Raw genomic sequence first — 24,036 nt, 5'->3', positions numbered from 1 at the left:
GAGGATGCATCCTGACAACCAATACGCGGGGTTGCCCCCGCGCTGATGCTATTTCTTCGATTCGTAAGCGAGAACAGCTTTAAACTCCATACTACGCTCTTTAATACTGAGTTCGCACAGCGAGCTGCGCACCAAAAGCGTAAATCCCAGTACCGTAATACACAGTACGACGATTGCCACAAGGGCATATTTTGTTAGCATGTCTTGCCTCCCTGCAAAGAAGAGACTAACATCTGAATTGTTCAGGTTCATTCGTCAGCCTCAGTTGATAGAAATATCTCCTGGGGCTTTCGTCTATCTGAATCCTTGTCAATGCTCAAAGCCAGATAGCCTCAAGCACCCGCCGCTATTCTATATTTTCCCGGCCGCGAAGCTTATCGGTAATTTATCAAACCCGTTGATTTTATTATAAACTGGAAGATGGCTCGCAAACGTATCTGCTCTATTAACCTTTTATGCAATTTGAAAATTTAATTAATAAATATTTTGCATTGATTAACTAAATATAAAAAGGCCCGACTAAGCGGACCCCGTTGATTTTAGCGTTTATCTTCCGCCAGCAGCGGCGGAATATGCGGCACCATTGGCGCGTCATCGATATCCTTTTGGGTCATGCGGAACGCTTCCGGATAATGTTCCCGGCTGGTGCGGCGTAGCGGTTCAGTATTCCGCCAGGTGTAGAAACAGTGCTGGCACTGGAATACCGTCCAGACATCTTTTACCGGCGATGTTGCCAGCACTTCAATATGTTCATCGGCGCAGCGTGGACAAATCATCTTCTTCTCCTTATTTACGGTTGGCCAGCATGGCGGTCAGTTTTTCAGCCCAGGCTTTGGTTTCAGGAAGATCCTGTACCGGCTGGCTGTAGTGGCCGCGCAGATCGGGCGCAACCGGCGTGGTGGCGTCGATAATCAGTTTGTCGGTGATCCCCGCCGGGCTGGAGCCTGGATCAAGCTCCAGGACCGACATATTCGGCAGCTGCACCAGGTCACCCGCCGGGTTGACCTTCGACGACAGCGCCCACATCACCTGCGGCAGGTTGAACGGGTCGACGTCTTCATCAACCATGATCACCATCTTCACGTAGCCCAGGCCGTGCGGCGTGGTCATCGCCCGCAGACCCACCGCGCGTGCAAAGCCGCCGTAGCGTTTTTTGGTGGAGATAATCGCCAGCAGGCCGTGGGTGTACATCGCGTTGACGGCCTGCACCTCCGGGAACTCAGCCTTCAGCTGCTGATACAGCGGTACGCAGGTGGCCGGGCCCATCAGGTAGTCGATCTCGGTCCACGGCATACCGAGATAGAGGGACTCGAAAATCGGCTTGCTGCGGTAGGAAACCTTATCGATACGCACCACCGTCATATTACGGCCGCCCGAGTAGTGGCCGGTAAATTCGCCGAACGGGCCTTCAATTTCGCGCTTGCGGCTTTCAATCACCCCTTCGAGGATCACCTCTGACCCCCACGGTACGTCGAAGCCGGTCAGCGGCGCGGTGGCGATTGGGTACGGGCTTTCACGCAGCGCGCCGGCCATCTCATATTCCGACTGATCGTATTTCAGCGGCGTGGCGCCCATCAGGGTGATAATCGGATCGTTACCCAGGGTAATGGCGATCGGCAGGTCTTCACCGCGCTCTTCCGCTTTGTGCAGATGCAGAGCGATATCGTGCATAGGTACCGGCTGCAGGCCGAGTTTACGTTTGCCCTTCACCTCCATACGGTAAATGCCGACGTTTTGCTTACCAAAATTGTCCGGGTCGAGAGGATCGCGAGAAACCACGCAGGCTTTGTCGAGATAAAAGCCGCCGTCGCCGTCATTGAGACGGAACAGGGGCAGAATATCGAACAGATTAATCGCCTCGCCGTCGACGGTATTTTCCGCCCACGCCGGGTTTGCCCGCCGCTCCGGCGTCACCGGAAATTTATCCCAACGACGAATAAATTCGTCGATCTGATTTTTCACCGGCGTATTCGGCGGCAGCCCCAGCGAGATAGCGTGGTTCTGCCAGGAACCGATGGTGTTCATTGCCACGCGCGCATCGGTAAAACCGCGAATATTGTCAAACCACAGCGCGGGAGCGCCATCGCCGATGCGCCCGGTCGCGTTTGCCGCCGCGGCCAGATCCGGCTCCGCGTTCACTTCTTCGCTAATTTTCAGCAGTTGCCCCTGGTCGTCCAGCGCCTGCAAAAAGCTGCGCAAATCATCAAAAGCCATTATTCATTCTCCTGTGATACATTCTCTACCGCCCGCAACCCGCTCCAGCGGCGCGCTTTGTGATACTCCAGACCGAACTGATCCAGCACCCGCGTGACAACGTGGTCAGTGACGTCCTCAATGGTTTTGGGATGGTTGTAATAAGCGGGCATGGGCGGCACCATCGCCACACCCATGCCTGACAGGGCCAGCATGTTTTCCAGATGGATCGTGCTCAACGGCATTTCACGCGGCACCAGCACCAGCTTACGCCCCTCTTTCAGCACCACGTCCGCGGCCCGCCCCACCAGCCCCTCGGCATAACCGGCACGAATACCCGCCAGCGTTTTCATACTGCAGGGGATAACGATCATGCCGTCGGTACGAAACGAACCCGATGAGATGACGGCGGCCTGGTCCGCCGGACTGTGCGAGAAATCGGCCAGCGCAGCCACTTCACGGGCGCTGTAAGGCGTTTCCAGCTCAATGGTGGTTTTGGCCCACTTTGACATCACCAGATGCGTTTCCACTTCCGGCATCTCTCGAAGCGCTTTGAGCAGCGCCACGCCCAGCGGAGCACCCGTCGCTCCGGTCATCCCTACAATTAGCTTCATCATCGCCTCATAATTGTTCGTATACGAACGTTTTTATTAAAACTACGCTTGATGAGCTTTTCGTGCAAGTGCGTTCGTACACGGCCGCATTTTTCATCAAAACAGGAAAAATGCTAAAACGCCTCCCGAACGGCTATCATAGAACCGACGGTTTGATTACGGAGTTGTCATGGAGTTAAAAAACGAGGCGTTTCACCTGCTACGCCAGCTTTTTCAGCAGCACACCGCCCGCTGGCAGCTTGAACTGCCGGACCTCACCAAACCGCAGTATGCGGTGATGCGTTCCATTGCCGAACATCCCGGCATTGAACAGGTGACGCTAACGGAAGCGGCGGTCAGCACGAAAGCGACGCTGGCGGAGATGCTGAGCCGAATGGAGAGCCGCGGTCTGGTTCGTCGCGAACACGATCCGGCGGACAAACGCCGTCGGTTTGTCTATTTAACCGCAGAAGGCGAAGCGCTACTGGCAAGCTCAATGCCGCTGGGTAACGCCGTTGATGAAGAATTTTTAGGTCGGCTGAACGATGAAGAGCGCCAGCAGTTTTCGCAAATCATCCACAAGCTGATAGCGCGAGAACCCAATTAACCCAGGCGCTCGCGGAGAAAATCAATAAACGCCCGGACCCTGACGGGAACGTGCTGCGCGTCTGGGTAAACCGCGTACACCCCCTGGCGCGGAAAGCTAAACGCCGGCATCACCTTCACCAGCGCGCTGTCTGCCAGCGCAGCGGCCACCAGCCATTCGGGCAGCAGCGCGATGCCGCTGCCCGCTAGCGCAAAGGCCATCAGCGCGCTGGCGCTATCTGCCGACAGCCGCGGCGCCTGTTTAATCTCGAAGGCGATGCTCTCCTCATCGGGCCCGGTAAGCGGCCAGCGGAGCGGCGCGGTCAGACGTTCATGAATAATCCACGCCGCGTGGGCCAGCTCCTCAAGCGTCTTTACAGGATGCTGCGCCAGCCATGATGGGGCAGCAACCGGGACGATGGCAAAACGCGATATCAGCGCCGCGCGGTAGCGCGAATCCGCCAGCGTCCCGAGGCGAATCGCCACGTCAAACCGTTCGGAGATTAAATCCGCGTGGTGAGAAGAAGAAACATGGCGCACGCGGAGCGCTGGATGCCGCTGGCTGAACTCCGCCAGCGCCGGGATAATCACCTGCGCGCCATATTCTGGCGTCGTTGTGATCCGCAGTTCACCGCTCAACCCCACGTGGCTGCCCCGGACGTCGTCCTGCAGGTTTTCCGCCGCTTTCAGCAGCGCGACCCCGCGATGATAGAAGAGCGAACCGGCTTCCGTCAGCGTCAGCCGACGGGTCGATCGCAACAGCAGCGTAACACCCAGCTCGCTCTCCAGCTGGCGAATGTTGAAACTCACCACCGCCTTGGTCTGCCCCAGCGCCGTCGCCGCCGCGGTAAAACTTCCGCTATCGACCACCGCTACAAACATGTTCATCCGCTGCAGGTTCAGCATCGCGCCGCCAATTGTCAAAAAATTTCAGACAGTATATCTCCGAATGTCGTGTTTATTCGCCCTGACGCTGAGGTTTACAGTAGCGGCCTTCACGGGGGGTTTAATCAATGACGTATCGCAGCAAGGTCGCAACCGTTTTTCTGCTGGGTTTCTTTCTCGACTTAATCAATATGTTCATCGCCAGCGTCGCCTTTCCGGCGATGGGCCGGACGCTGCACGCGTCGGTGGGCGAACTGGCGTGGGTCAGCAATGGCTATATTGCCGGGCTCACGCTGGTACTGCCGTTTAGCGCCTGGCTCAGCCAGCAGTTTGGTACCCGGCGGGTATTCCTGCTTTCGCTCAGCATATTTAGCTTTGGGGCTCTGGCCGCAGGAATGGCCGACTCGTTGACCAGCCTTGTCATGTGGCGCGCCCTGCAGGGGATGGGCGGCGGACTATTGATTCCGCCAGGCCAGTCGCTAACCTGGCAACAGTTCAGGCCTCACGAGCGGGCGAAACTTTCCGCCGCGGTGATGCTGGTCGGGCTGCTGGCGCCGGCGTGCTCGCCGGCGATCGGCGGGGTGCTGGTGCAGTCGCTCAGCTGGCGCTGGGTTTTCTTTGCCAGCCTGCCGATCGCGCTGCTGACGTTCGGACTGGCAGCGCTGTGGATTAAGGATGAGAGACGCGTCGCGCGGCCGGGGGGACTCCTGCGTCTCTCGCTACTGCGCGATCCGCTGCTGCGCTTTTCAATGCTGGTCTATCTCTGCGTGCCGGGGACTTTTATTGGCATCAATGTCGTCGGGATGTTTTATTTACAAAGCGTGACGGGGATGTCGCCCTCCGCCATCGGCGCCCTGATGCTTCCGTGGTCGCTGGCCTCGTTTGTGGCGATCGCGACGACCGGCCGCTATTTCAATCGTCTCGGCCCTCGCCCGCTTATCGCGGTAGGCTGCCTTCTCCAGGCAGTCGGGATCGTCACCCTGGCTGGCGTCAATGCCCATACCGCCAGCAGTATGTTAATCGCGGCATTTATATTCATGGGCGCAGGCGGCAGCCTGTGCAGCAGTACGGCCCAGAGCAGCGCGTTTCTGAATGTGGCAAACGGCGATATGCCGGACGCCAGCGCGCTGTGGAATCTTAACCGCCAGCTCAGTTTCCTGATGGGATCTGCGCTACTGGCAGCCTTACTGAGCGCCTTTTTGCTTTACTGGCCAACGCCGCAGGCGTGGCGTGGCGTATTTATCGCCGCCGCCGCGTTGACCCTGGCGCCGCTGCTGGGCTGCCTTACCTTCGATAACCGGGCGATAATCATGCGCCTGCACGGTAAAATGGAGAACAAATGAATCGCTATATTGCGGAAGTTATTGCGGCCCACGTGGCTATAGAAAACTGGCTGAATCAGGGTGAAGGGAGCGCCGACGCGCTGATGCGTCGCTTTAGCCCGGACTTTACCATGATCCCGATAAACGGTATGCGCATGGATCATCAGGCGGTCAGCGCCTTTTTTCACGGGGCTCGCGCCAGCCGTCCGGGCTTAAAGATTGTCGTCGATAGTGCCGTCATACTTGCCGAATGGCGCGATGGCGCAGCGGTGAGCTACCGGGAAATACACGCGCTCCCCGGTAAAGCGGAAACCGCGCGCTGGTCGACGGTTCTTTTCCGTCTGCAGGAAGAGAAAATCATCTGGCGGCACCTCCACGAGACGGCGATCGCGTAAGCGACGGAGGCCCAAAAAAGAAAAAGGCCCAATCAAACGATTGAGCCTTTTTTAAGAAAGGTGTCTTACTCGCGGAACAGCGCTTCGATGTTCAGCCCCTGGCTTTGCAGGATCTCCCGCAGACGGCGGAGACCTTCTACCTGGATCTGACGCACGCGTTCGCGGGTCAGGCCAATTTCGCGGCCCACATCCTCAAGCGTCGCGGCTTCATAGCCGAGCAGACCAAAGCGACGAGCCAGCACTTCACGCTGCTTGGCGTTCAGTTCGAACAGCCATTTGACGATGCTTTGTTTCATGTCATCGTCCTGCGTGGTGTCTTCCGGGCCGTTGTCTTTTTCATCGGCCAGAATATCCAGCAGCGCTTTTTCCGAGTCGCCGCCCAGCGGTGTATCCACCGAGGTAATGCGCTCGTTCAGACGCAGCATGCGGCTCACGTCATCAACTGGCTTATCCAGCTGTTCGGCTATCTCTTCCGCGCTTGGCTCGTGGTCCAGCTTATGGGACAACTCGCGTGCGGTACGCAGATAAACGTTCAGCTCTTTGACGATATGGATAGGTAAACGAATGGTACGGGTTTGGTTCATGATCGCCCGTTCAATCGTTTGGCGAATCCACCAGGTCGCGTAAGTCGAAAAACGGAACCCACGTTCCGGGTCAAACTTCTCAACTGCGCGAATCAGCCCCAGGTTACCTTCTTCAATCAGATCCAGCAGAGCCAGACCGCGATTGCCGTAACGGCGGGCTATCTTGACGACCAGACGCAGGTTACTTTCGATCATCCGGCGGCGTGACGCAACGTCACCACGCAGCGCGCGACGCGCAAAATAAACCTCTTCTTCGGCCGTCAGCAGTGGGGAATAACCAATCTCTCCAAGATAAAGCTGCGTCGCATCGAGCACCCGTTGGGTTGCTCCCTGCGAAAGAAGCTCTTCCTCAGCCAGATCGCTATCACTGGGTTCCTCTTCAACTAAGGCTTTCTCATCAAAAACCTCGACTCCGTTCTCATCAAATTCCGCGTCTTCATTTAAATCATGAACTTTCAGCGTATTCTGACTCATAAAGATGGCTCCTACCCGTGATCCCTGAGCAAAGCACCTTCCGCTAAACATCACTTAAAAGACGCCCGGACGAGAACCTTTTCTGCCCCGGTAAAGCAGGCATTCTGGCCGCCCTGGCGCCTCTTTTAGCGATACTGAGCTTATCCGTACTTTGCCAAATTATCGCTGCGGTAAATACTGCAGCGGGTTGACGGATTTCCCCTTGTAACGAATTTCAAAATGCAAACGTGTAGAACTTGTACCTGTGCTACCCATGGTAGCGATTTTCTGCCCCGCCTTGATATCTTGTTGCTCTTTTACCAGCATCGTATCGTTATGTGCGTAGGCGCTCAGGTAATCATCGTTGTGTTTGATGATAATAAGATTACCGTAACCGCGCAGTGCGTTACCGGCATAGACGACGCGCCCATCTGCGGTCGCGACAATAGCCTGTCCTTTACTGCCTGCAATATCAATACCTTTATTGCCACCTTCGGCACCACTAAAGTTCTCGATAACCTTGCCATCAGTCGGCCAGCGCCATGAAGAGATCGGCGAACTGGTTGACGTACTGCTTGCAGTCGATTGGGTTGTGCTGACAGCCGGGGCCGTAACAGGCGCGACGGTTGTTGTCGTCGCAGGCTTGTTATTCGGCAACATCTTATTAGCACTCTGTTCACCTGAAGATTCAGAATACGTAATAGTTGGTTGGGACGCAACCACCGCGGTGGATTTTTGTGCAGAATTTGCGGTTAACATCCCGCCGCTGCTGGCCTTCACGCTGGCCTGGGCGACAGGGTTATCTCCGGTGATTGGCTGACCGGATGCGTTGCCAACCTGCAGCGTCTGACCCACGTTCAGTCCGTACGGCGCCGGGATATTATTACGCTGCGCCAGGTCGCGGAAGTCGTTCCCGGTGACCCACGCAATATAGAATAGCGTGTCGCCGCGTTTAACAGTATAGGTACTGCCGCCGGTATAGCTACCTTTCGGAATATCCCCATACTTACGATTGTAGACAATTTTGCCGTTCACCGTTTGTACCGGCTCCTGAGCCATCGGCTGGACCTGAGCGGGCTGCGTCTGCACCGGCTGCGTTTGTACCGGGCGCGCCTGCGGAACGTTATTGGATGGAGGCGTGATCAGCATTCCGGAATTCGTGCTGGAAGACGAAGTCCCGCCAGCCGAGCTGACCGGCGCAGGCGGATTGTTGGAGCTGCTGCAGCCTGCCAGCCACAGTGACACCAGTGATAAAGCCGCAATGCGGCTTAAGGTAAAATTTGGGCTTCCCGCGCTCATTTATCCCCCAGGAATATGTTAACTACCAATATCTTGCTCACCGGACGGCGCCCGGCCAGGACACGAAAAATGTGTCCACCCTATGCCTAAATGCAGGCAAAAAAACCTGGAATAATCCGGGTTCAGGCTAACTCCCCCTTCACGAGGGGAACAAAGCGCACGGCTTCGACAGTATCAATGACAAACTCGTTGCCGCGCCGACGGATCCGCTTCAGGAACTGATGCTCTTCGCCAACCGGCAGCACCAGTACGCCGCCATCGTCCAGCTGCGCCAGCAGCGCGGCCGGAATTTCCGGCGGCGCGGCGGTAACGATAATCGCGTCGAACGGCGCACGCGCCTGCCAACCCTGCCATCCATCGCCGTGACGGGTTGAAACATTATGTAAATCAAGTTGTTTAAGACGACGGCGCGCGTGCCACTGCAAACTCTTAATTCGCTCAACCGAGCAAACGTGATGCACCAGATGCGCCAGAATCGCCGTCTGATAGCCAGAGCCGGTGCCGATTTCCAGCACCCGGGACTCCGGCGTTAGCGTCAGAAGCTCGGTCATCCGCGCCACCATGTAGGGTTGCGAGATGGTTTGCCCCTGACCAATCGGCAGCGCCGTGTTTTCCCACGCCTTATGTTCAAAGGCTTCATCAACAAACTTTTCTCGCGGCACCATGGCGATCGCGTTCAGCACGCGCTCGTCAATAATGCCCTGCGTGCGGAGCTGATTGAGAAGACTTTCAACACGTTTACTTACCATTGCGTATCAACTCCAACGCGATCCAGCCAGCCGCTAACCACCTCATGCGCGCCGTGGGCGGTTAAATCGACGTGTAGCGGCGTGACCGACACATAGCCTTCATCCACGGCGGCAAAGTCGGTATCCGGCCCGGCGTCGTACTTTTCGCCCGGCGGTCCGATCCAGTACAGCGTATTGCCGCGCGGATCTTTTTGCGGGATCACCTGGTCGGAAGGATGGCGACTGCCGCAGCGGGTCACGCGGATACCTTTGATCTGCTCAAGAGGCAGATCCGGCACGTTGATATTGAGAATGCGCCCGGTGCGCAGCGGCTCGCGGTTTAAAGCGCGCAGAATAGAGCAGGTGACCGCAGCGGCGGTATCGTAATGCTGATAGCCGTTTAGCGAGACGGCCAGCGCCGGAAAGCCCAGATGACGGCCTTCCATCGCGGCGGCAACGGTGCCGGAATAGATGACGTCGTCACCGAGGTTGGGTCCGGCGTTAATGCCGGAAACCACGATATCCGGACGCGGCCGCATCAGGGCGTTGACCCCGAGATAAACACAGTCCGTCGGCGTGCCCATTTGTACGGCGATATCGCCGTTATCAAAAGTGAAAGTGCGAAGCGAAGATTCCAGCGTCAGGGAGTTCGACGCTCCGCTGCGGTTACGATCGGGTGCAACTATCTGAACCTCAGCGAATTCCCGTAAGGCCTTTGCCAGGGTCTGAATGCCCGGCGCATGAATCCCATCATCGTTACTCAGCAATATTCGCATAGTCACCCGTTGTATTGATAAGCTCCCTTACTACGCTGGTGGCGAAGCTGCCCGCGGGCAGCCAGAAACGCAGTTCAACGGTAACGTCATCCCACCAGTTCCAGCTCATCTGCTGGGGATAAAGCAGCATCGCCCGGCGGGCGGCCTCTACTTTTTCACGCACCAGCAGCGCCTGTAGCTGCGTCTCTTCGACCACTGCCGCCTGCTCGGCGGCCAGCGCATCCCGTTGGCTTCCCCAATCGCCGCTGCCCACAAGCGCTGCGGTAATCATCAGCTCGCGGTTATCTACCCGCGCCTGGAGTTCCGTCAGTTCTTCAGAGGCCGCAACGAACCAGCTTCCGCGCCCCGCTAATTGTAGCGCATCGCCATCAACAACCTGATTAAATTCCGGTTTTTTTAATCTAATACCAACCTGTTGATTAAACAATGCGCTGCGGGCCGCCGACAACCAAAAACTGCGTTTATTGCGATCGCGCACCGGCGCGCCGCTCTCGGCCCAGCGCAGCGCCCCCAGCAGGTTACTGCCGCCGATACCGAAGCGCTGGGCGCCAAAATAGTTGGGTACGCCATGCTCAGCAATCGCCTGTAAACGCGTTTCGACATCGTCGCGATCGCTGATTTCGCGCAGCACCAGCGTAAACTGGTTCCCCTTCAGCGCCCCGAGGCGCAGCTTGCGCTTATGGCGCGCGTACTCCAGTACCTGACAGCCTTCAAGCTGAAATTTGCTCAGGTCGGGCATCTCTTTGCCCGGCACTCGGGCGCACAGCCACTGTTCAGTGACCGCGTGTTTGTCCTTCTGCCCGGCAAAGCTCACTTCACGCGCATGAATTTTAAGGAATTTTGCCAGCGCGTCAGCAACAAAACGGGTATTGCAGCCGTTTTTCAGAATACGCACCAGCACATGCTCGCCTTCGCCGTCAGGCGCAAAGCCGAGATCCTCAACCACCACGAAGTCCTCCGGGTTGGCTTTTAGCAGCCCCTGGCTCAGCGGTTTTCCATGCAGATAAGTGAGTTCGTCAAAAGCGATCATTTCTCCGCCTTACGCAGCAGCGCCACCGCTTCACAGGCAATACCTTCGCCGCGACCGGTAAAGCCCAGCTTTTCCGTGGTGGTGGCTTTGACGTTAACATCGTCCATATGGCAACCGAGATCTTCGGCAATAAAGATGCGCATCTGGGGAATATGCGGCAGCATTTTTGGCGCCTGGGCGATAATGGTGACGTCAACGTTGCCAAGGGTATAGCCTTTCGCCTGAATCCGCCGCCACGCTTCGCGCAGCAGTTCGCGGCTGTCGGCGCCCTTAAAGGCCGGGTCGGTATCCGGGAACAGCTTGCCGATGTCGCCCAGCGCCGCCGCGCCGAGCAGCGCATCGGTCAGCGCGTGCAGCGCGACGTCGCCGTCGGAGTGGGCCAGCAGCCCTTTCTCGTAGGGTACGCGCACGCCGCCGATGATGATTGGGCCTTCACCGCCAAAAGCGTGTACGTCAAAACCGTGTCCAATTCGCATTAAGCCTTCTCCTGGTGTCGGGAACGGGTAAGGTAAAATTCGGCCAGCGCCAGGTCTTCCGGGCGCGTCACTTTAATATTATCAGCTCGTCCGGCGACCAGTTCAGGATGAAAGCCGCAGTACTCCAGCGCCGAGGCTTCGTCGGTGATGGTCGCCCCTTCATTAAGCGCCCGCGTCAGGCAATCAACAAGCAGTTCGCGAGGGAAAAATTGCGGCGTCAGCGCGTGCCATAAATCGTTACGTTCAACGGTATGGGCGATGGCTGCCCTGCCCGGCTCCGCGCGCTTCATCGTGTCGCGAACCGGAGCGGCCAGAATGCCGCCCGTACGGCTGGTTTGGCATAGCTGAAGCAGGCGGCTGAGATCGTCCTGGTGCAGGCAGGGGCGCGCGGCATCGTGCACCAGCACCCAGTCGGCTTCGCCAAGAACCTTCAGGCCAGCGAGAACGGAGTCCGCGCGTTCCGTGCCGCCATCAACGACGGTGATTTGGGAGTGGTTCGCCAACGGCAGTTGGCTGAAGCGAACGTCGCCCGGGCTGACGGCAATCACTACCCGCTGTATAAGGGGGTTTGCCAGCAGCGCGGCGACCGCGTGCTCGAGAATCGTTTTGTTACCGATTGAGAGATATTGTTTAGGGCATTCCGTTTGCATGCGGCGGCCAAAACCGGCTGCCGGCACCACGGCGCAAACGCCCGGAAAAGTGGCTGCCATGTTGTAATCCTGGGCCTGTTTATCGATTATTCTGCTGTTGCCCCGCGGCCTGGTTGCGTTTTGACGCATCCGGCACCAGACGATAAAACGTTTCGCCCGGGCGGGTCATACTGAGTTCATTGCGCGCGCGCTCTTCGATAGCTTCCTGACCGCCGTTGAGGTCGTCAATTTCGGCGAACAGCTGATCGTTGCGTGCTTTTAATTTAGCGTTCGTTGCCTGCTGCGCGGAGACATCGTCGTTAACCCGGCTATAGTCGTGCAGACCATTTTTGCCGAACCATAGCGAGTACTGCAGCCAGACCAGCAAAGCCAATAACAGCAGCGTTAGTTTACCCATCCTGCCCCCTGAAAAACGGCATCATCATCCCATAACTCGCCCGAGTTCTCTACTCTGGCGCGCGGACGACGCCGCGTAACGCGGGGACTGTACCACATTTTTACCGTTGATACCCAGGCTAGATTCATTCGTAGAAAGGACTACCCCAGTAGCCAGAGGAACAGCAGACCGAACATCAGTCCGACGGTTAAAATCGTCGCGCAGACGCTGTACTGAAGTTTGCCGTCCATTAGCGAATGCAGCGCGATGCCAACCACGACGGCAACCGGCATTAATGCCAGGAAGAACGGCCAGGTGTAGAGGAAGACAAATAGCGTGTTACTGCCATAGATCAGGAAGGGAATACCCAGCGCCAGCAGCCATGAAATAAAGCCAACGGCAGCGCCCGACAGAGACCAGGTGGTCTCGTCGCTGACTGCCGGCGGCGGTTCTGAACGAATAATACTGATGTTCTGGGTATTGCGCATATCGAATCCTGTTGACCTGGCGATCGGCATCCTGTGATGATGCCGCAGCCGTTTCAGGATCTGATAATATCGCTCTGTCGTAGCAGGTCTAATAATTGGTGCACCAAATTTGTTACCAATTGTTCACCGTCGAGGTGAATTTCGGCGCGCTCCGGGGATTCATACACTGAATCAATTCCGGTAAAGTTGCGCAGCTCCCCGGCCCGTGCCTTCTTGTACAGCCCTTTCGGATCCCGCGCTTCGCAGATCGCCAGCGGCGTATCGACAAAGACTTCAATAAAGCGCCCTTCGCCCAAACGTTCGCGCACCATCTGCCGCTCTGCGCGATGCGGTGATATAAACGCAGTCAATACTACCAGCCCGGCATCCACCATCAGCTTCGCCACTTCACCCACCCGGCGAATGTTTTCTTTGCGGTCGTCGTCGCTGAAGCCAAGATCGCTGCACAGGCCGTGACGCACGTTATCGCCATCCAGTAAATAGGTGCTCACGCCGAGCCGATGCAGCGCCTCTTCCAGCGCGCCGGCAACGGTGGATTTCCCCGAGCCCGAAAGCCCGGTGAACCACAGCACCACGCCGCGATGGCCATGATGCTGCTCGCGCTGCGCCTGCGTGACAGGATGCGCGTGCCAGACGACGTTTTCGTCATGCCGGGCCATTACTTGCCTCCCAGCAGGTCGCGGGCGTCCCAGTGCGGGAAGTGCTTGCGAATAAGCTGGTTCAGCTCAAGCTCAAACGCGCTGTATTGCGAAGCGCCTGCCTGAGCCTGCTCGTTCGGTTCGCGTACCATCCCTGCGCCAACGGTCACGTTAGTCAAACGATCGATAAAAATCAGGCCCCCGGTGACCGGGTTATCCTGGTATTTATCGAGTACCAGCGGCTCGTCGAAAGTCAGATCCACCAGCCCAATGCCGTTGAGCGGCAGCGATTCCACTTCACGCTGGGTCAGGTTGTTAATATCGACCTGGTAGCGTACACCATCCACGCGGGCGCGGGTTTTCTTACCGGCGATTTTAATGTCATAGCTCTGGCCAGGCGTTAGCGCCTGCTCCGCCATCCATACCACATCAACGCTGGCGCTTTGTACCGCAGGCAGAGAGACAGTCGCGTCCACCAGCAGGTCACCGCGGCTGATATCAATTTCATCCTTCAGAACGAGAGTGATCGCTTCCCCGGCCGCCGCTTCCGGCAGATCGCCGTCAAAGGTGACAATGCGCGCCACGGTGGATTCCACCCCCGACGGCAGCACTTTCAGGCGCTGTCCTACGCTCACGCTGCCGGCGGCAACCGTACCGGAGAACCCGCGGAAGTCGAGGTTCGGGCGGTTGACGTACTGCACCGGGAAGCGCAGCGGCTGGCTTTCCACCACGCGCTGAATCTCAACGGTTTCCAGCACTTCCAGCAGCGTCGGGCCGCTGTACCACGGCATTTTATCGCTCTGGCTGGCGACGTTGTCCCCTTCAAGCGCGGAAAGCGGGACAAAGCGAATATCGAGATCGCCTGGCAGCTGTTCAGCAAAGGTCAGATACGCTTCACGGATGGTGTTAAAGGTCTCTTCGCTAAAATCGACGAGGTCCATTTTATTCACCGCCACCACCAGGTGTTTGATCCCCAGCAGCGTGGAGATAAAGCTGTGACGACGGGTTTGATCGAGCACGCCTTTGCGCGCGTCGATCAGCAGGATCGCCAGGTCGCAGGTTGACGCGCCGGTCGCCATGTTGCGGGTATACTGTTCGTGTCCCGGGGTGTCGGCGATAATAAATTTGCGCTTCTCGGTAGAGAAATAACGATAGGCGACGTCAATGGTAATGCCCTGCTCACGCTCGGCCTGCAGACCGTCCACCAGCAGCGCCAGATCGAGTTTTTCGCCCTGGGTACCGTGACGTTTGCTGTCGTTATGCAGCGAAGAGAGCTGATCTTCGTAAATCTGACGGGTATCGTGCAGCAGGCGGCCAATCAGCGTACTTTTGCCATCGTCGACGCTGCCGCAGGTCAAAAAGCGCAGCAGGCTTTTGTGCTGCTGGGCATGCAGGTAGGCTTCAACGCCGCCTTCATTGGCAATTTGTTGTGCAATAGTCGTATTCATGGCGGCTCCTTAGAAATAACCCTGACGTTTCTTCAGCTCCATGGAGCCTGCCTGGTCGCGGTCAATCACGCGCCCCTGTCGTTCGCTGGTGGTCGAGACCAGCATCTCTTCGATGATCTCCGGCAGCGTTTGCGCATTGGACTCCACCGCGCCGGTCAGCGGCCAGCAGCCGAGGGTGCGGAAGCGTACCATCTGTTTTTTGATCATCTCGCCGGGCTGTAAATTGATGCGATCGTCATCGATCATCATCAGCATCCCGTCGCGCTCCAGCACCGGACGCTCCGCCGCCAGGTACAGCGGAACAATTTCAATATTTTCCAGATAGATGTACTGCCAGATGTCCAGCTCGGTCCAGTTGGAGAGCGGGAACACGCGGATACTTTCGCCCTTGTTAATCTGGCCGTTATAGTTGTGCCACAGCTCCGGGCGCTGGTTTTTCGGATCCCAGCGGTGGAAGCGGTCGCGGAAGGAGTAAATACGCTCTTTAGCGCGGGATTTCTCTTCATCGCGACGGGCGCCGCCGAACGCGGCATCGAAGCCGTATTTGTTCAGCGCCTGCTTGAGGCCTTCGGTTTTCATGATATCGGTATGCTTGGCGCTGCCGTGAACGAACGGGTTAATCCCCATCGCTACCCCTTCCGGGTTTTTGTGCACCAGCAGCTCACAGCCGTAGGCTTTAGCTGTACGGTCACGGAACTCGTACATTTCGCGGAATTTCCAGCCGGTATCGACGTGCAGCAGCGGGAACGGCAGGGTGCCTGGATAAAACGCTTTACGCGCCAGATGCAGCATCACGCTGGAGTCTTTGCCGATGGAGTACATCATCACCGGGTTAGAGAATTCGGCGGCCACCTCACGAATGATATGGATGCTTTCCGCCTCCAGTTGCCGCAGGTGAGTAAGTCGTTTTTGGTCCATAACCGTTCCTTAAGCCAGATTTACTACAGAAGCCTTGAAGGCGTCTGAGGATGAGGTGTGTTGAAACCAGGCGAGCTGTTGATGTAATTGCACCACTTCACCCACCACCAGCAGCGCGGGCATCGGGGCGTCTTTCGCCAGGTTTTCAAGCTGTTGTAATGTGCCGGTCTTCGTTTGCTGATCGGCGCGAGTGCCGCGCGAGATTACCGCCACCGGGGTATCGCCTCCGCGGCCGTTGGCGATCAGCTGAGCGCTGATTTCCGCCGCTTTCAGGCTGCCCATATAAATCGCCAGGGTCTGGCCGCTTTGCGCCAGCCGCGCCCAGTCGAGCGGCGAATTTTCAGCGCCAAAGTGCCCGGTAATAAAGGTTACGCTCTGGGCATAATCACGATGCGTCAGCGGAATACCGGCATAGGCCGTTGCGCCCGCCGCCGCCGTGACGCCCGGAACGACCTGAAATGGAATGCCCTCTTCGGCTGCGGCCTGCAGCTCTTCACCGCCGCGGCCAAAAATAAACGGGTCGCCGCCCTTCAGGCGAATCACCGTCTTGCCCGCTTTCGCCGCTTCCAGCAGCAGGCGGTTGATCTCCTGCTGCGGTACAGATACGCCGGCGGCGCTTTTGCCGACGCAGATTGTCTCCGCGTCCCGGCGCACCAGTTCACGTACTTCCGGGGTGACCAGGTTGTCGTAAAACACCACGTCCGCCTGCTGAAGGGCCTGCAGGCCGCGCAGGGTCAGCAATCCGGCATCGCCTGGCCCTGCCCCGACGAGAATAATTTCACCAGGGCGTTTTTCCGGCTGCCGAAGTTCATCTTCCAGCGCTTTTTCCGCTTCATCTTTATTGCCCGCCAGCATCAGGCTGGCAAAGCGACCTGTAAACACGCGCTCCCAAAAGCGGCGGCGTTCGGCGGTGGTTTTCAGATGGGTTTTAATATGGTGACGCCAGTAGCTCGCCGTTTCAGCCAGCCGCCCAAGGTTGGTGGGCAGCAGCGCTTCGATTTTTTCGCGCAAAATCCGCGACAGCACCGGCGCTTTTCCGCTGGAAGAGATAGCCACCAGCAGCGGAGAGCGATCGACAATGGATGGAAAGACAAACGAGCACAGCGCCTGATTATCCACGACGTTGACCAGCCGATAGCGCGCGTTAGCCGCGACATAAACGCGTTGGTTCAGCTCGTCATCTTCCGTGGCGGCAATCACCAGGAATACGTCGTCAAGCTGCTGCTCTTCGAATACGGTTGCCCGCCACTGAATTTCCTCGCGCTCGACCTTTTCGGCAAGTTCCGGCATCAGCATTTCGGCGACAATTTGCACCTTCGCTTCAGCGCGCAGCAAAAACGTAATCTTACGCGCGGCTATCTCGCCGCCGCCGATCACCAGCACGGGTCTGTCTTTCACTTCGGCAAATATCGGCAAGTATTCCACTGCGCAACAACTCTCTTACAATCAGCAATAGAGCGACTATAGGGTGCGGTTTAGAGCAAATGAAATTACGAAATGGAATGAGTTGTTACTCAAAAGAATAACGACCTGGAAAAGCAAATATCAAAAAGTGCTTAACACGCGGTTTTTCCACCATTTAAGAGCGATTGAAATTGTTTAACCCCGGTCACAGTTTCATACTACGCGGGTGAAATTGTTTTAAGTGCTAAAGGACCCCCCTATGTTTTCCGCATTGTGCCGTCGCCTGCTCCCCCTGGCGTTGGGCGCAGGTTTTGTCTTCTCCGCCGCCCCGGCATTCAGCGCCCCGGGCGAAACTGCCAATGCCCAGGCTCGTCATATCGCCACCTTTTATCCCGGAAGAATGACCGGCACGCCGGCCGAGATGCTGTCGGCCGATTATCTCCGCCAGCAGTTCGCCCGGATGGGTTACCAGAGCGATGTGCGCAGCTTCAATACCCGCTACGTCTATACCGATAGCAATCAGCGTAAAAACTGGCATAACGCCACCGGCAGTACGGTGATCGCCGCTCATGAAGGCCAATCTCGCCAGCAGATTATTATCATGGCGCACCTGGATACCTACGCGCCGCAGAGCGATAAAGATGTTAAAAACAACCTCGGCGGCCTGACCCTGCAGGGGATAGACGACAACGCGATGGGTCTCGGCGTCATGCTGGAACTTGCTGAACAGTTAAAGAACGTTCCTACCCGTTACGGTATTCGCTTCGTTGCCACCAGCGGCGAAGAAGAAGGCCGGCTGGGTGCGCAGAATCTGCTTAAGCGCATGAGCGACGCGGAAAAGAAAAACACCCTGCTGGTGATTAATCTCGATAACCTGGTCGTGGGCGATAAGCTGTACTTTAATAGCGGCCGCAGCACGCCAGCATCGGTGCGCAAGCTCACCCGCGACCGGGCGCTGGCTATCGCCCGTAGCCACGGCATCGCGGCCTTCACCAATCCTGGGATGAACCGGGACTTCCCGAAAGGCACCGGCTGCTGCAACGACGCCAGCGTTTTTGATAGCGCCGGGATCCCGGTACTGTCGGTGGAAGCGACCAACTGGTCATTGGGTAAGAAAGACGGTTATCAGCAGCGGAGCAAATCACGCAGCTTCCCACAGGGCACGAGCTGGCATGACGTACAGCTGGATAACCTGCAGTATATTGATAAAGCGCTGCCGGGGCGTATTGAGCATCGCGGACGCGATGTGATGAAAGTGATGCTACCGCTGGTGAAAGAGCTGGCGAAGGCGGAGAAGATACCCGCCTCAAAATAGACTAACGATAAAATCCGGCAACAAGGACTGTCGCCATGATGCGTTTTCATTTTTTAATACCATTGTTGCTACTGGCTGCCAGCACGCGATCCATCGCCGACAGCCAGGTTTATATCTGGCAGCGCGTCTGGCAGGACGGGTTGGATTTGGGCTCGGAACCCAGCATCGGTAAAACGTCTGTATAAGCGCTATGTTAAAAACGGCGCACTGTTCCCATGAGCCCAAAATTTGGCAAGTATTACCTGGAAGCGGACTTTGCCACACTAAAGAATGCTGGAAAAAATAAAGTACAGGATAATAAGGATGGCGGCGCGGGGAACACGTGTATTGAACTGTTGCCACGTTTCCTCCGGGCGGTTTATCCCCGCTGGCGCGGGGAACACCATTCAGACATCAACCAAGCGTTTCGTGAGTCCGGTTTATCCCCGCTAGCGCGGGGAACACGATGATTGCGCTCGGATCACTTGTTACCATTGCGGTTTATCCCCGCTGACGCGGGGAACACGCAGCCTGAACAGCAAGGGTGCGCTCTGAAGACGGCTTATCCCCGCTGGCGCGGGGAACACGTTTTTGGGGGTGAAAAAAGAAATAGAGTGTGCGGTTTATCCCCGCTGGCGCGGGGAACACGCGCCTTCTCCAGCGCCTCTACCAGCTCAGCACGGTTTATCCCCGCTGGCGCGGGGAACACTACTGTCGGCGACCGTATCTGGGTACGAGAGACGGTTTATCCCCGCTGGCGCGGGGAACACTCCTACTGCAGAACGTTCACGAATGGTCTGGCCGGTTTATCCCCGCTGGCGCGGGGAACACCTCTCGTATGCTGACTCGTTGGCCTGGGTGGCCGGTTTATCCCCGCTGGCGCGGGGAACACGTATCGGCTAACTTAAGCACTGTGTCTATTCCCGGTTTATCCCCGCTGGCGCGGGGAACACAAGTAGTCCGAAGAGGAGAACTGGCCATCCACCGGTTTATCCCCGCTGGCGCGGGGAACACCGTTTTGATCAGGCCGCCGAATTCGACGGACGCGGTTTATCCCCGCTGGCGCGGGGAACACGACCTTGTCGCCCATCGCTTCGCCGAGGTCGGCGGTTTATCCCCGCTGGCGCGGGGAACACCAGGCCGGTCGCCAGCCGACACTGTGGGTGCGCGGTTTATCCCCGCTGGCGCGGGGAACACAGTTTGCGTAAGGCTGCCACCTTGTCGCAATGCGGTTTATCCCCGCTGGCGCGGGGAACACGAATCCTCGGTCTTGCACACCGGGGATTTTTTCGGTTTATCCCCGCTGGCGCGGGGAACACCTCGACGCGAACCACCAGCGCGGTGGCCTCGTCGGTTTATCCCCGCTGGCGCGGGGAACACCTGAGAGGTTGACTTATAGATGACCTCGGTTCCGGTTTATCCCCGCTGGCGCGGGGAACACCATATAAGCAGCAAGCCAGTCTCTAACTTTACCGGTTTATCCCCGCTGGCGCGGGGAACACATATCGGCCATTTGGTCGCCTGATACACCAGCCGGTTTATCCCCGCTGGCGCGGGGAACACAGAGCGCCTGAGCATGAGCCAAACGTATAATCCGGTTTATCCCCGCTGGCGCGGGGAACACGAGATAGTTATTTACATCAACGTTAATATAACCGGTTTATCCCCGCTGGCGCGGGGAACACAACTGTGTGCCTGGCTCTTCCGTTCCGCGTTGCGGTTTATCCCCGCTGGCGCGGGGAACACTAAATATATATATTTGTTTTTTATTACAATTTTCAGACAGCAACAATTTACCAACTTATGTTCAACAATTCCTTTTTATTAAAGAACTTATAACCTACTGATTTTTAATGGGAAGAAAAGAAACCAATCTCAGACCATCCAAATCTACCGGAATACGTCGATTTTCACCCCAGGTTTGGAACTCAAAACCTGATTCTGTATTCGTTGCCCAAGCCATCACAACGTTTCCAACGCCTCCTAATTGTGTAACCTGTTGCCAGATCATCTCCCGCACACGTTTTGAGATATCGCCAACATACACACCGGCTCGAATCTCCAGTAACCATATGGCAAGCCGTCCTCGCAGACGCGGCGGCACGTTTTCCGTAACAACCATCACCATACTCATCACCCACCTCCCCGATGCCCGCCGTCGCCAAGTCGCTGCGGTTCTGGTATTGCCGGTGGCAGCATATCCGCCGCTGGCTGAGGTGGCTCAATCTCACCAGCTGCGAGCACTTCTTCAATCAAAGGAATGAGTTTTCCGGTCAGCTTAGTACTGCGAAAAATATCACGACAGGCCAGTCTGACTTCTCGATCGGGCTCAGCGGGTGCGCGAGCAGCGATTTCAAATGCCTTAGGGACGACTGACTCAAATTTGATGATATCCGCGATATCATAAACAAATGAAAGAGGCTTGCCGCTATGGATAAAACCGATAGCGGGGGCGTAACCAGCCGCCAGCACCGCTGCTTCTGAAATTCCGTAAAAACATGAGGTCGCCGCGCTGATGCACTGGTTCACCACATCACCCTTTTCCCAATCTTTAGGATCGTAATTACGACCATGCCACTTCACACCGTACTGTTTAGCTAATAACGAGTAAGTCTGACGGACGCGAGCCCCTTCGATACCCCGCAGTTGCTCAATAGAACGTCGCGCTGGAGGGGGTTCATGAAAACGCAGCTCGTACATTTTTCGCACCACTTTCAGACGTAAATCATCATCCAGCGCCAGCTTCGCCTGATAAAGCAGCTTATCCGCCCGCGCTCCGCCGGGCTGCCCGGCAGAGTACACGCGTACCCCCGCCTCTCCCACCCACACCAGCAAGGTCCCCACCGTAGATGCCAGCCTCACCGCCGCGTGAGAAACTCGCGTTCCCGGCTCCAACATGATGCAGGCCACCGATCCAACCGGAATATGCGTGCGGATCCCGGTCTTATCGATCAGAACAAAAGCGCCATCCAGTACGTCAATCTGCCCGTACTGGAGAAAAATCATCGATGTGCGATCCTTTAGCGGGATTGGACTTAGAGATACAAAAGCCACTTTCAGTCTCCAGGTTTAATCAACATCAACCCACAGCCGAAAGCCCGGCTTTTACCGTATCCCTGAGCCAAACGTTGCAAAAACAACCCGGGTTCGTTAACCACCAGCACGCCAGAATAATCCACGCTGCTGAACTGGATCATCTGGCGCGATTTCGCCCGCACAACCTGCTGCTGGCGATAGGCATCCACATTCACCTCACACAGTGAGAATCCGTTCTGCTCGCCCTGGCGCACCAGCCAGTCCTGCGCCGCCCGCTGCTGATACTGCCAGATATCCGGGCCATTAACCTGCCCTCTCACCTGACGCTTAGCCTCCATCAGCAAGTCGTGACGTTTGCCCGCCTTACAAATTGTTGGGTTAGCACGCAGGTTAAAACGCAGTATCTGCCCCGAACTTAATGCTGGAGCAAACAAACGGTATTCGATATCAAAAATATTACTCTCTACTGGAGGTTGTGTAGAAAGTACAAAGAAGCGAAAGGCTCCCTGCATCTCTTCACGACGATAAAGAAACTGCCGCTCCTGCCCTCCGGGAAATAACTCCCAAAGCCACTGGTGCATCACATATTCTCCGCGATCCACCAGCTGTAATAGCTGTGATGGTAAAAGCTGGCTGGTATACAGCGTTATTTTTGCGAGGTACACGGTTCCTCCTTGTTGAACAGCGATCCTTGATTAACGGTACGCTCGCCAAACGTCCACTGCTGGCGGCTCATCGGCCTGTCGCGACGACGTAAGACTTTATTAGCATTCAGGCCGTCATGCTCACCTTCCCACCAGCACTCAGGTTGCAGTTCCGCTAGTCGAATATTTACCTTGTTGAACTTCTCCCGATACTGGTGATACGCCTCGTTCAGCACATCCGGTGCGGAACCCTCCAGCAACAACGGCGCAAGTGGCAAAGCCAGAGGATGACTTTTTCGCCCCAGATACAAAGGAAATACAGGATGCTGTAGTGCATCCCGCAGTTGCTCCAGCGAACAGGGCGCATCAGGCGTTTGCGCGAGCGCCACCATCCACCAGGCATCGGTGTAATAGTCCCGTCGGGAGATCAGCGCGCTGAGCAGTTCAGGATCGCTCAGCTCTTCACGACGGCTGAAATAACGGGCTTTACGTACCTCCTTCGGCATCTGAACCGTATGGTAGTCTCGCGCCCAGCACGGTTCCTGACTCGCACACAGCAGAAAAGAGTAGTGCTGATTAAACGCGTTCAAGCGCTCTTCTTCATCACGGCGAATGCCAAGTGCGGCCGCCAGTAAACCCAGCAGAGCCGAACGCGAGGGCAGCTCGTGGGTGTGGCGCACTTCGCCGGGCGCATCTACGCCCCAGGAGGCCATCGGCCCGTGAAGCTGAAAAACCAGATATTGGCTCATAGCCGCCCCTTACGCGCAGATAAAGTCCAGTACGTCTTTCATACTTCCCTGCTGTTGCATCACATCAAAACCGATGGACTTCGTTTGCTGCCCATAGACTTTATTCATATTTTCACGCAGTTCGGTGATACGTTTTACGGCAACATCAAGCTGATTGGTTCCGTTGATCGGATTGTAAAACGCCGCTGCCAGGGAACGCGGTTGATCGATACCTTTTTCTGCCAGCGCCCAGGACGCATAGGCGCGGCTGGCGAAACTGTTTTGCTTGCCGGTTGGCGAGACTTTCAGCGCCGCTTCAGTGAAGGCACGCAGCGTTTTATTCGCCAGCTCCTCATCACCGTTGAGATTTTTCACCAGCAGGTCTCTGTCGATGCAGATATAGGTGTAAAACAGCGCGGAGCCGAATCCGGCTTCGCCGAGGTGTCCGGCACCGGCATCTTCTAGCGAAGTCTTACGAAGATCATCAACAGCGGTAAAGAAATCGTCTTCTACAATCGTTTCGCTGACGCCGAAAGCGTGTGCGACCTGACAGGCGGCTTCAACGTTGAATTCCGGCTTATTGGCCAGCATGCGGCCAAACATTGCAATATCGACAGCCATACGGTCGCGACGTAATAAAGCGAGTTCTTCTTCTTTCGGCGCACGTTTTTCTTCCGCCAGACGATGCGCCAGCGCTTTTACCGCCTCGAACTCGACCGGGCTGATATGCACCAGTTGTTCCGTTTCGGCGTTGGTCAGTACATCTTTTGCTTTCTTATCGGCTTTCACTTTACCAAAGCAGTTGGCGATGCTTTCTACCCACTCAACCGCTTTTTTCGGCTCAATACCTTTTTCGATCAGAATATTTGCCGCTTCGCGGGCAATACGTCCGCTACGGATACCAATATTTCCGGCCAGCGCCTGTTCAAAAAGTTCAGAAGTGCGCCAGGAACGCTTCAGGCTTTGCGAAGAAACGCGCAGACGCGTCGCTCCGCCGAGCACGACGGTTTTCGGGGAACCAGTGTCGTCGCGGTTCAGGTTGGCAGCCGGATAAGCTGTGAGTAAATGCAGCTGAATAAATGTAGTCATCTGG

Annotated in this window: 28 protein-coding genes and 1 CRISPR repeat array; of the genes, 5 read left to right on the top strand and 23 right to left on the bottom strand. The window is 56.6% G+C overall.

The features are described from left to right. Positions 1–48 precede the first annotated feature (48 nt). The 4 genes from F8562_RS24400 to F8562_RS24380 form a co-directional block, all read right to left on the bottom strand. On the bottom strand, positions 49–201 hold the full coding sequence (locus tag F8562_RS24400; RefSeq protein ID WP_009651623.1) for a Hok/Gef family protein: 153 nt from the start codon (positions 199–201) through the stop codon (positions 49–51). A gap of 338 nt (positions 202–539) precedes the next feature. Next, the gene (locus tag F8562_RS24390) at positions 540–776 is read right to left on the bottom strand and encodes a non-oxidative hydroxyarylic acid decarboxylases subunit D (RefSeq protein ID WP_004853596.1); all 237 of its coding nucleotides are present in this window, start codon (positions 774–776) and stop codon (positions 540–542) included. A 10-nt stretch (positions 777–786) separates the two neighbouring features. Next, positions 787–2,214 carry a non-oxidative hydroxyarylic acid decarboxylases subunit C gene (locus tag F8562_RS24385; RefSeq protein ID WP_004853598.1) on the bottom strand — a complete coding sequence of 476 codons (1,428 nt, stop codon included), beginning with the start codon at positions 2,212–2,214 and terminating at the stop codon, positions 787–789. Further along, positions 2,214–2,807 carry a non-oxidative hydroxyarylic acid decarboxylases subunit B gene (locus F8562_RS24380; RefSeq protein ID WP_032694662.1) on the bottom strand — a complete coding sequence of 198 codons (594 nt, stop codon included), beginning with the start codon at positions 2,805–2,807 and terminating at the stop codon, positions 2,214–2,216. Before F8562_RS24380 ends, F8562_RS24385 begins: the two co-directional genes overlap by 1 nt. 169 nt (positions 2,808–2,976) lie before the next feature. On the opposite strand from F8562_RS24380, the gene F8562_RS24375 reads away from it, so the two are divergent. Then, positions 2,977–3,393: a MarR family winged helix-turn-helix transcriptional regulator gene (locus tag F8562_RS24375; RefSeq protein WP_004853601.1), complete on the top strand. Its 417-nt coding sequence runs from the start codon at positions 2,977–2,979 to the stop codon at positions 3,391–3,393. Here the strand turns inward: F8562_RS24375 and F8562_RS24370 are convergent. Beyond that, the gene (locus tag F8562_RS24370) at positions 3,390–4,277 is read right to left on the bottom strand and encodes a LysR family transcriptional regulator (RefSeq protein ID WP_014839360.1); all 888 of its coding nucleotides are present in this window, start codon (positions 4,275–4,277) and stop codon (positions 3,390–3,392) included. The two genes, F8562_RS24375 and F8562_RS24370, sit on opposite strands and share 4 nt — an antisense overlap. Before the next feature lie 107 nt (positions 4,278–4,384). Between F8562_RS24370 and F8562_RS24365 the strand changes: the two genes are divergently transcribed. Together F8562_RS24365 and F8562_RS24360 are read left to right on the top strand one after the other, a co-directional pair. After that, entirely contained in the window at positions 4,385–5,599 is a 1,215-nt protein-coding gene (locus F8562_RS24365; RefSeq protein WP_014226583.1) for an MFS transporter, read from the top strand. Continuing rightward, positions 5,596–5,973, top strand: a complete 378-nt coding sequence (locus F8562_RS24360) for a hypothetical protein (protein ID WP_014839361.1) — start codon at positions 5,596–5,598, stop codon at positions 5,971–5,973. The genes F8562_RS24365 and F8562_RS24360 overlap by 4 nt, the downstream gene beginning before the upstream one ends. A gap of 65 nt (positions 5,974–6,038) precedes the next feature. On the opposite strand, the gene rpoS is transcribed toward F8562_RS24360, so the two are convergent. The 13 genes from rpoS to cysG form a co-directional block, all read right to left on the bottom strand. After that, positions 6,039–7,031: an RNA polymerase sigma factor RpoS gene (gene rpoS, locus F8562_RS24355; RefSeq protein ID WP_004104962.1), complete on the bottom strand. Its 993-nt coding sequence runs from the start codon at positions 7,029–7,031 to the stop codon at positions 6,039–6,041. Between the two features lie 159 nt (positions 7,032–7,190). Further along, on the bottom strand, positions 7,191–8,249 hold the full coding sequence (nlpD, locus tag F8562_RS24350) for a murein hydrolase activator NlpD (protein ID WP_223226746.1): 1,059 nt from the start codon (positions 8,247–8,249) through the stop codon (positions 7,191–7,193). 182 nt (positions 8,250–8,431) lie between these two features. Beyond that, complete coding sequence (locus tag F8562_RS24345; RefSeq protein ID WP_009651549.1) at positions 8,432–9,058, bottom strand: protein-L-isoaspartate(D-aspartate) O-methyltransferase; 627 nt, start codon at positions 9,056–9,058, stop codon at positions 8,432–8,434. Next, positions 9,052–9,813, bottom strand: coding sequence for a 5'/3'-nucleotidase SurE (surE, locus tag F8562_RS24340; RefSeq protein ID WP_042934156.1), 762 nt, complete (start codon positions 9,811–9,813; stop codon positions 9,052–9,054). The genes F8562_RS24345 and surE overlap by 7 nt, the downstream gene beginning before the upstream one ends. Further along, positions 9,794–10,843: a tRNA pseudouridine(13) synthase TruD gene (truD, locus tag F8562_RS24335; protein ID WP_014226586.1), complete on the bottom strand. Its 1,050-nt coding sequence runs from the start codon at positions 10,841–10,843 to the stop codon at positions 9,794–9,796. Before truD ends, surE begins: the two co-directional genes overlap by 20 nt. Continuing rightward, a complete protein-coding gene (gene ispF, locus F8562_RS24330) occupies positions 10,840–11,319 on the bottom strand; it encodes a 2-C-methyl-D-erythritol 2,4-cyclodiphosphate synthase (RefSeq protein ID WP_004853615.1) in 480 nt (159 codons plus the stop codon). The genes truD and ispF overlap by 4 nt, the downstream gene beginning before the upstream one ends. Next, positions 11,319–12,029, bottom strand: a complete 711-nt coding sequence (gene ispD, locus F8562_RS24325; RefSeq protein ID WP_004853617.1) for a 2-C-methyl-D-erythritol 4-phosphate cytidylyltransferase — start codon at positions 12,027–12,029, stop codon at positions 11,319–11,321. Before ispD ends, ispF begins: the two co-directional genes overlap by 1 nt. Before the next feature lie 19 nt (positions 12,030–12,048). Then, on the bottom strand, positions 12,049–12,366 hold the full coding sequence (gene ftsB, locus F8562_RS24320) for a cell division protein FtsB (protein WP_004104977.1): 318 nt from the start codon (positions 12,364–12,366) through the stop codon (positions 12,049–12,051). A 140-nt stretch (positions 12,367–12,506) separates the two neighbouring features. After that, positions 12,507–12,833, bottom strand: coding sequence for a DUF3561 family protein (locus F8562_RS24315; protein ID WP_014839365.1), 327 nt, complete (start codon positions 12,831–12,833; stop codon positions 12,507–12,509). 53 nt (positions 12,834–12,886) lie between these two features. Beyond that, positions 12,887–13,492 carry an adenylyl-sulfate kinase gene (gene cysC / locus F8562_RS24310; protein ID WP_004853621.1) on the bottom strand — a complete coding sequence of 202 codons (606 nt, stop codon included), beginning with the start codon at positions 13,490–13,492 and terminating at the stop codon, positions 12,887–12,889. Further along, positions 13,492–14,919 (bottom strand): sulfate adenylyltransferase subunit CysN, encoded by a 1,428-nt coding sequence (cysN, locus tag F8562_RS24305; RefSeq protein WP_014226587.1) that lies wholly within the window; start codon positions 14,917–14,919, stop codon positions 13,492–13,494. Before cysN ends, cysC begins: the two co-directional genes overlap by 1 nt. A 9-nt stretch (positions 14,920–14,928) precedes the next feature. After that, positions 14,929–15,837, bottom strand: a complete 909-nt coding sequence (gene cysD / locus F8562_RS24300) for a sulfate adenylyltransferase subunit CysD (protein ID WP_004104981.1) — start codon at positions 15,835–15,837, stop codon at positions 14,929–14,931. Between the two features lie 9 nt (positions 15,838–15,846). Then, positions 15,847–17,253, bottom strand: coding sequence for a siroheme synthase CysG (gene cysG / locus F8562_RS24295; RefSeq protein ID WP_014839366.1), 1,407 nt, complete (start codon positions 17,251–17,253; stop codon positions 15,847–15,849). 247 nt (positions 17,254–17,500) lie between these two features. Between cysG and F8562_RS24290 the strand changes: the two genes are divergently transcribed. After that, on the top strand, positions 17,501–18,556 hold the full coding sequence (locus tag F8562_RS24290) for an aminopeptidase (RefSeq protein ID WP_151891949.1): 1,056 nt from the start codon (positions 17,501–17,503) through the stop codon (positions 18,554–18,556). Positions 18,557–18,591: 35 nt separating this feature from the next. Beyond that, a complete protein-coding gene (locus F8562_RS29375) occupies positions 18,592–18,741 on the top strand; it encodes a hypothetical protein (protein WP_014226590.1) in 150 nt (49 codons plus the stop codon). Positions 18,742–18,910: 169 nt separating this feature from the next. Beyond that, a CRISPR array of direct repeats spans positions 18,911–20,281; the repeat unit is 29 nt; unit sequence CGGTTTATCCCCGCTGGCGCGGGGAACAC. Positions 20,282–20,375: 94 nt separating this feature from the next. On the opposite strand, the gene cas2e is transcribed toward F8562_RS29375, so the two are convergent. From cas2e to cas7e, 5 genes are read right to left on the bottom strand one after another with little or no spacing between them, the layout of a single operon-like run. Beyond that, positions 20,376–20,669, bottom strand: coding sequence for a type I-E CRISPR-associated endoribonuclease Cas2e (gene cas2e, locus F8562_RS24285; RefSeq protein ID WP_014839372.1), 294 nt, complete (start codon positions 20,667–20,669; stop codon positions 20,376–20,378). After that, positions 20,669–21,589, bottom strand: coding sequence for a type I-E CRISPR-associated endonuclease Cas1e (cas1e, locus tag F8562_RS24280; RefSeq protein ID WP_042934158.1), 921 nt, complete (start codon positions 21,587–21,589; stop codon positions 20,669–20,671). Before cas1e ends, cas2e begins: the two co-directional genes overlap by 1 nt. 2 nt (positions 21,590–21,591) lie before the next feature. Continuing rightward, positions 21,592–22,236 carry a type I-E CRISPR-associated protein Cas6/Cse3/CasE gene (gene cas6e, locus F8562_RS24275; RefSeq protein ID WP_014839374.1) on the bottom strand — a complete coding sequence of 215 codons (645 nt, stop codon included), beginning with the start codon at positions 22,234–22,236 and terminating at the stop codon, positions 21,592–21,594. Next, positions 22,218–22,964 carry a type I-E CRISPR-associated protein Cas5/CasD gene (gene cas5e / locus F8562_RS24270; protein WP_014839375.1) on the bottom strand — a complete coding sequence of 249 codons (747 nt, stop codon included), beginning with the start codon at positions 22,962–22,964 and terminating at the stop codon, positions 22,218–22,220. The genes cas6e and cas5e overlap by 19 nt, the downstream gene beginning before the upstream one ends. Positions 22,965–22,973: 9 nt before the next feature. Next, positions 22,974–24,032, bottom strand: a complete 1,059-nt coding sequence (gene cas7e, locus F8562_RS24265; protein WP_014839376.1) for a type I-E CRISPR-associated protein Cas7/Cse4/CasC — start codon at positions 24,030–24,032, stop codon at positions 22,974–22,976. Positions 24,033–24,036 lie beyond the last annotated feature (4 nt).

It is taken from the genome of Klebsiella sp. RCJ4 (assembly GCF_009025755.1).
GTDB lineage: Bacteria > Pseudomonadota > Gammaproteobacteria > Enterobacterales > Enterobacteriaceae > Klebsiella > Klebsiella michiganensis.
The sequence above is the reverse complement of the archived record's forward strand: the minus strand, read 5'-3'. Positions and strand labels throughout refer to the sequence as shown.

Bases quoted from the DNA above. Each gene is read 5' to 3' on its own strand.
- F8562_RS24400 (WP_009651623.1), bottom strand. From the start codon at position 201: ATGCTAACAAAATATGCCCTTGTGGCAATCGTCGTACTGTGTATTACG.
- F8562_RS24390 (WP_004853596.1), bottom strand. From the start codon at position 776: ATGATTTGTCCACGCTGCGCCGATGAACATATTGAAGTGCTGGCAACA.
- F8562_RS24385 (WP_004853598.1), bottom strand. From the start codon at position 2,214: ATGGCTTTTGATGATTTGCGCAGCTTTTTGCAGGCGCTGGACGACCAG.
- F8562_RS24380 (WP_032694662.1), bottom strand. From the start codon at position 2,807: ATGAAGCTAATTGTAGGGATGACCGGAGCGACGGGTGCTCCGCTGGGC.
- F8562_RS24375 (WP_004853601.1), top strand. From the start codon at position 2,977: ATGGAGTTAAAAAACGAGGCGTTTCACCTGCTACGCCAGCTTTTTCAG.
- F8562_RS24370 (WP_014839360.1), bottom strand. From the start codon at position 4,277: ATGCTGAACCTGCAGCGGATGAACATGTTTGTAGCGGTGGTCGATAGC.
- F8562_RS24365 (WP_014226583.1), top strand. From the start codon at position 4,385: ATGACGTATCGCAGCAAGGTCGCAACCGTTTTTCTGCTGGGTTTCTTT.
- F8562_RS24360 (WP_014839361.1), top strand. From the start codon at position 5,596: ATGAATCGCTATATTGCGGAAGTTATTGCGGCCCACGTGGCTATAGAA.
- rpoS (WP_004104962.1), bottom strand. From the start codon at position 7,031: ATGAGTCAGAATACGCTGAAAGTTCATGATTTAAATGAAGACGCGGAA.
- F8562_RS24345 (WP_009651549.1), bottom strand. From the start codon at position 9,058: ATGGTAAGTAAACGTGTTGAAAGTCTTCTCAATCAGCTCCGCACGCAG.
- surE (WP_042934156.1), bottom strand. From the start codon at position 9,813: ATGCGAATATTGCTGAGTAACGATGATGGGATTCATGCGCCGGGCATT.
- truD (WP_014226586.1), bottom strand. From the start codon at position 10,843: ATGATCGCTTTTGACGAACTCACTTATCTGCATGGAAAACCGCTGAGC.
- ispF (WP_004853615.1), bottom strand. From the start codon at position 11,319: ATGCGAATTGGACACGGTTTTGACGTACACGCTTTTGGCGGTGAAGGC.
- ispD (WP_004853617.1), bottom strand. From the start codon at position 12,029: ATGGCAGCCACTTTTCCGGGCGTTTGCGCCGTGGTGCCGGCAGCCGGT.
- ftsB (WP_004104977.1), bottom strand. From the start codon at position 12,366: ATGGGTAAACTAACGCTGCTGTTATTGGCTTTGCTGGTCTGGCTGCAG.
- F8562_RS24315 (WP_014839365.1), bottom strand. From the start codon at position 12,833: ATGCGCAATACCCAGAACATCAGTATTATTCGTTCAGAACCGCCGCCG.
- cysC (WP_004853621.1), bottom strand. From the start codon at position 13,492: ATGGCCCGGCATGACGAAAACGTCGTCTGGCACGCGCATCCTGTCACG.
- cysN (WP_014226587.1), bottom strand. From the start codon at position 14,919: ATGAATACGACTATTGCACAACAAATTGCCAATGAAGGCGGCGTTGAA.
- cysD (WP_004104981.1), bottom strand. From the start codon at position 15,837: ATGGACCAAAAACGACTTACTCACCTGCGGCAACTGGAGGCGGAAAGC.
- F8562_RS24290 (WP_151891949.1), top strand. From the start codon at position 17,501: ATGTTTTCCGCATTGTGCCGTCGCCTGCTCCCCCTGGCGTTGGGCGCA.
- F8562_RS29375 (WP_014226590.1), top strand. From the start codon at position 18,592: ATGATGCGTTTTCATTTTTTAATACCATTGTTGCTACTGGCTGCCAGC.
- cas2e (WP_014839372.1), bottom strand. From the start codon at position 20,669: ATGAGTATGGTGATGGTTGTTACGGAAAACGTGCCGCCGCGTCTGCGA.
- cas5e (WP_014839375.1), bottom strand. From the start codon at position 22,964: ATGAGCCAATATCTGGTTTTTCAGCTTCACGGGCCGATGGCCTCCTGG.
- cas7e (WP_014839376.1), bottom strand. From the start codon at position 24,032: ATGACTACATTTATTCAGCTGCATTTACTCACAGCTTATCCGGCTGCC.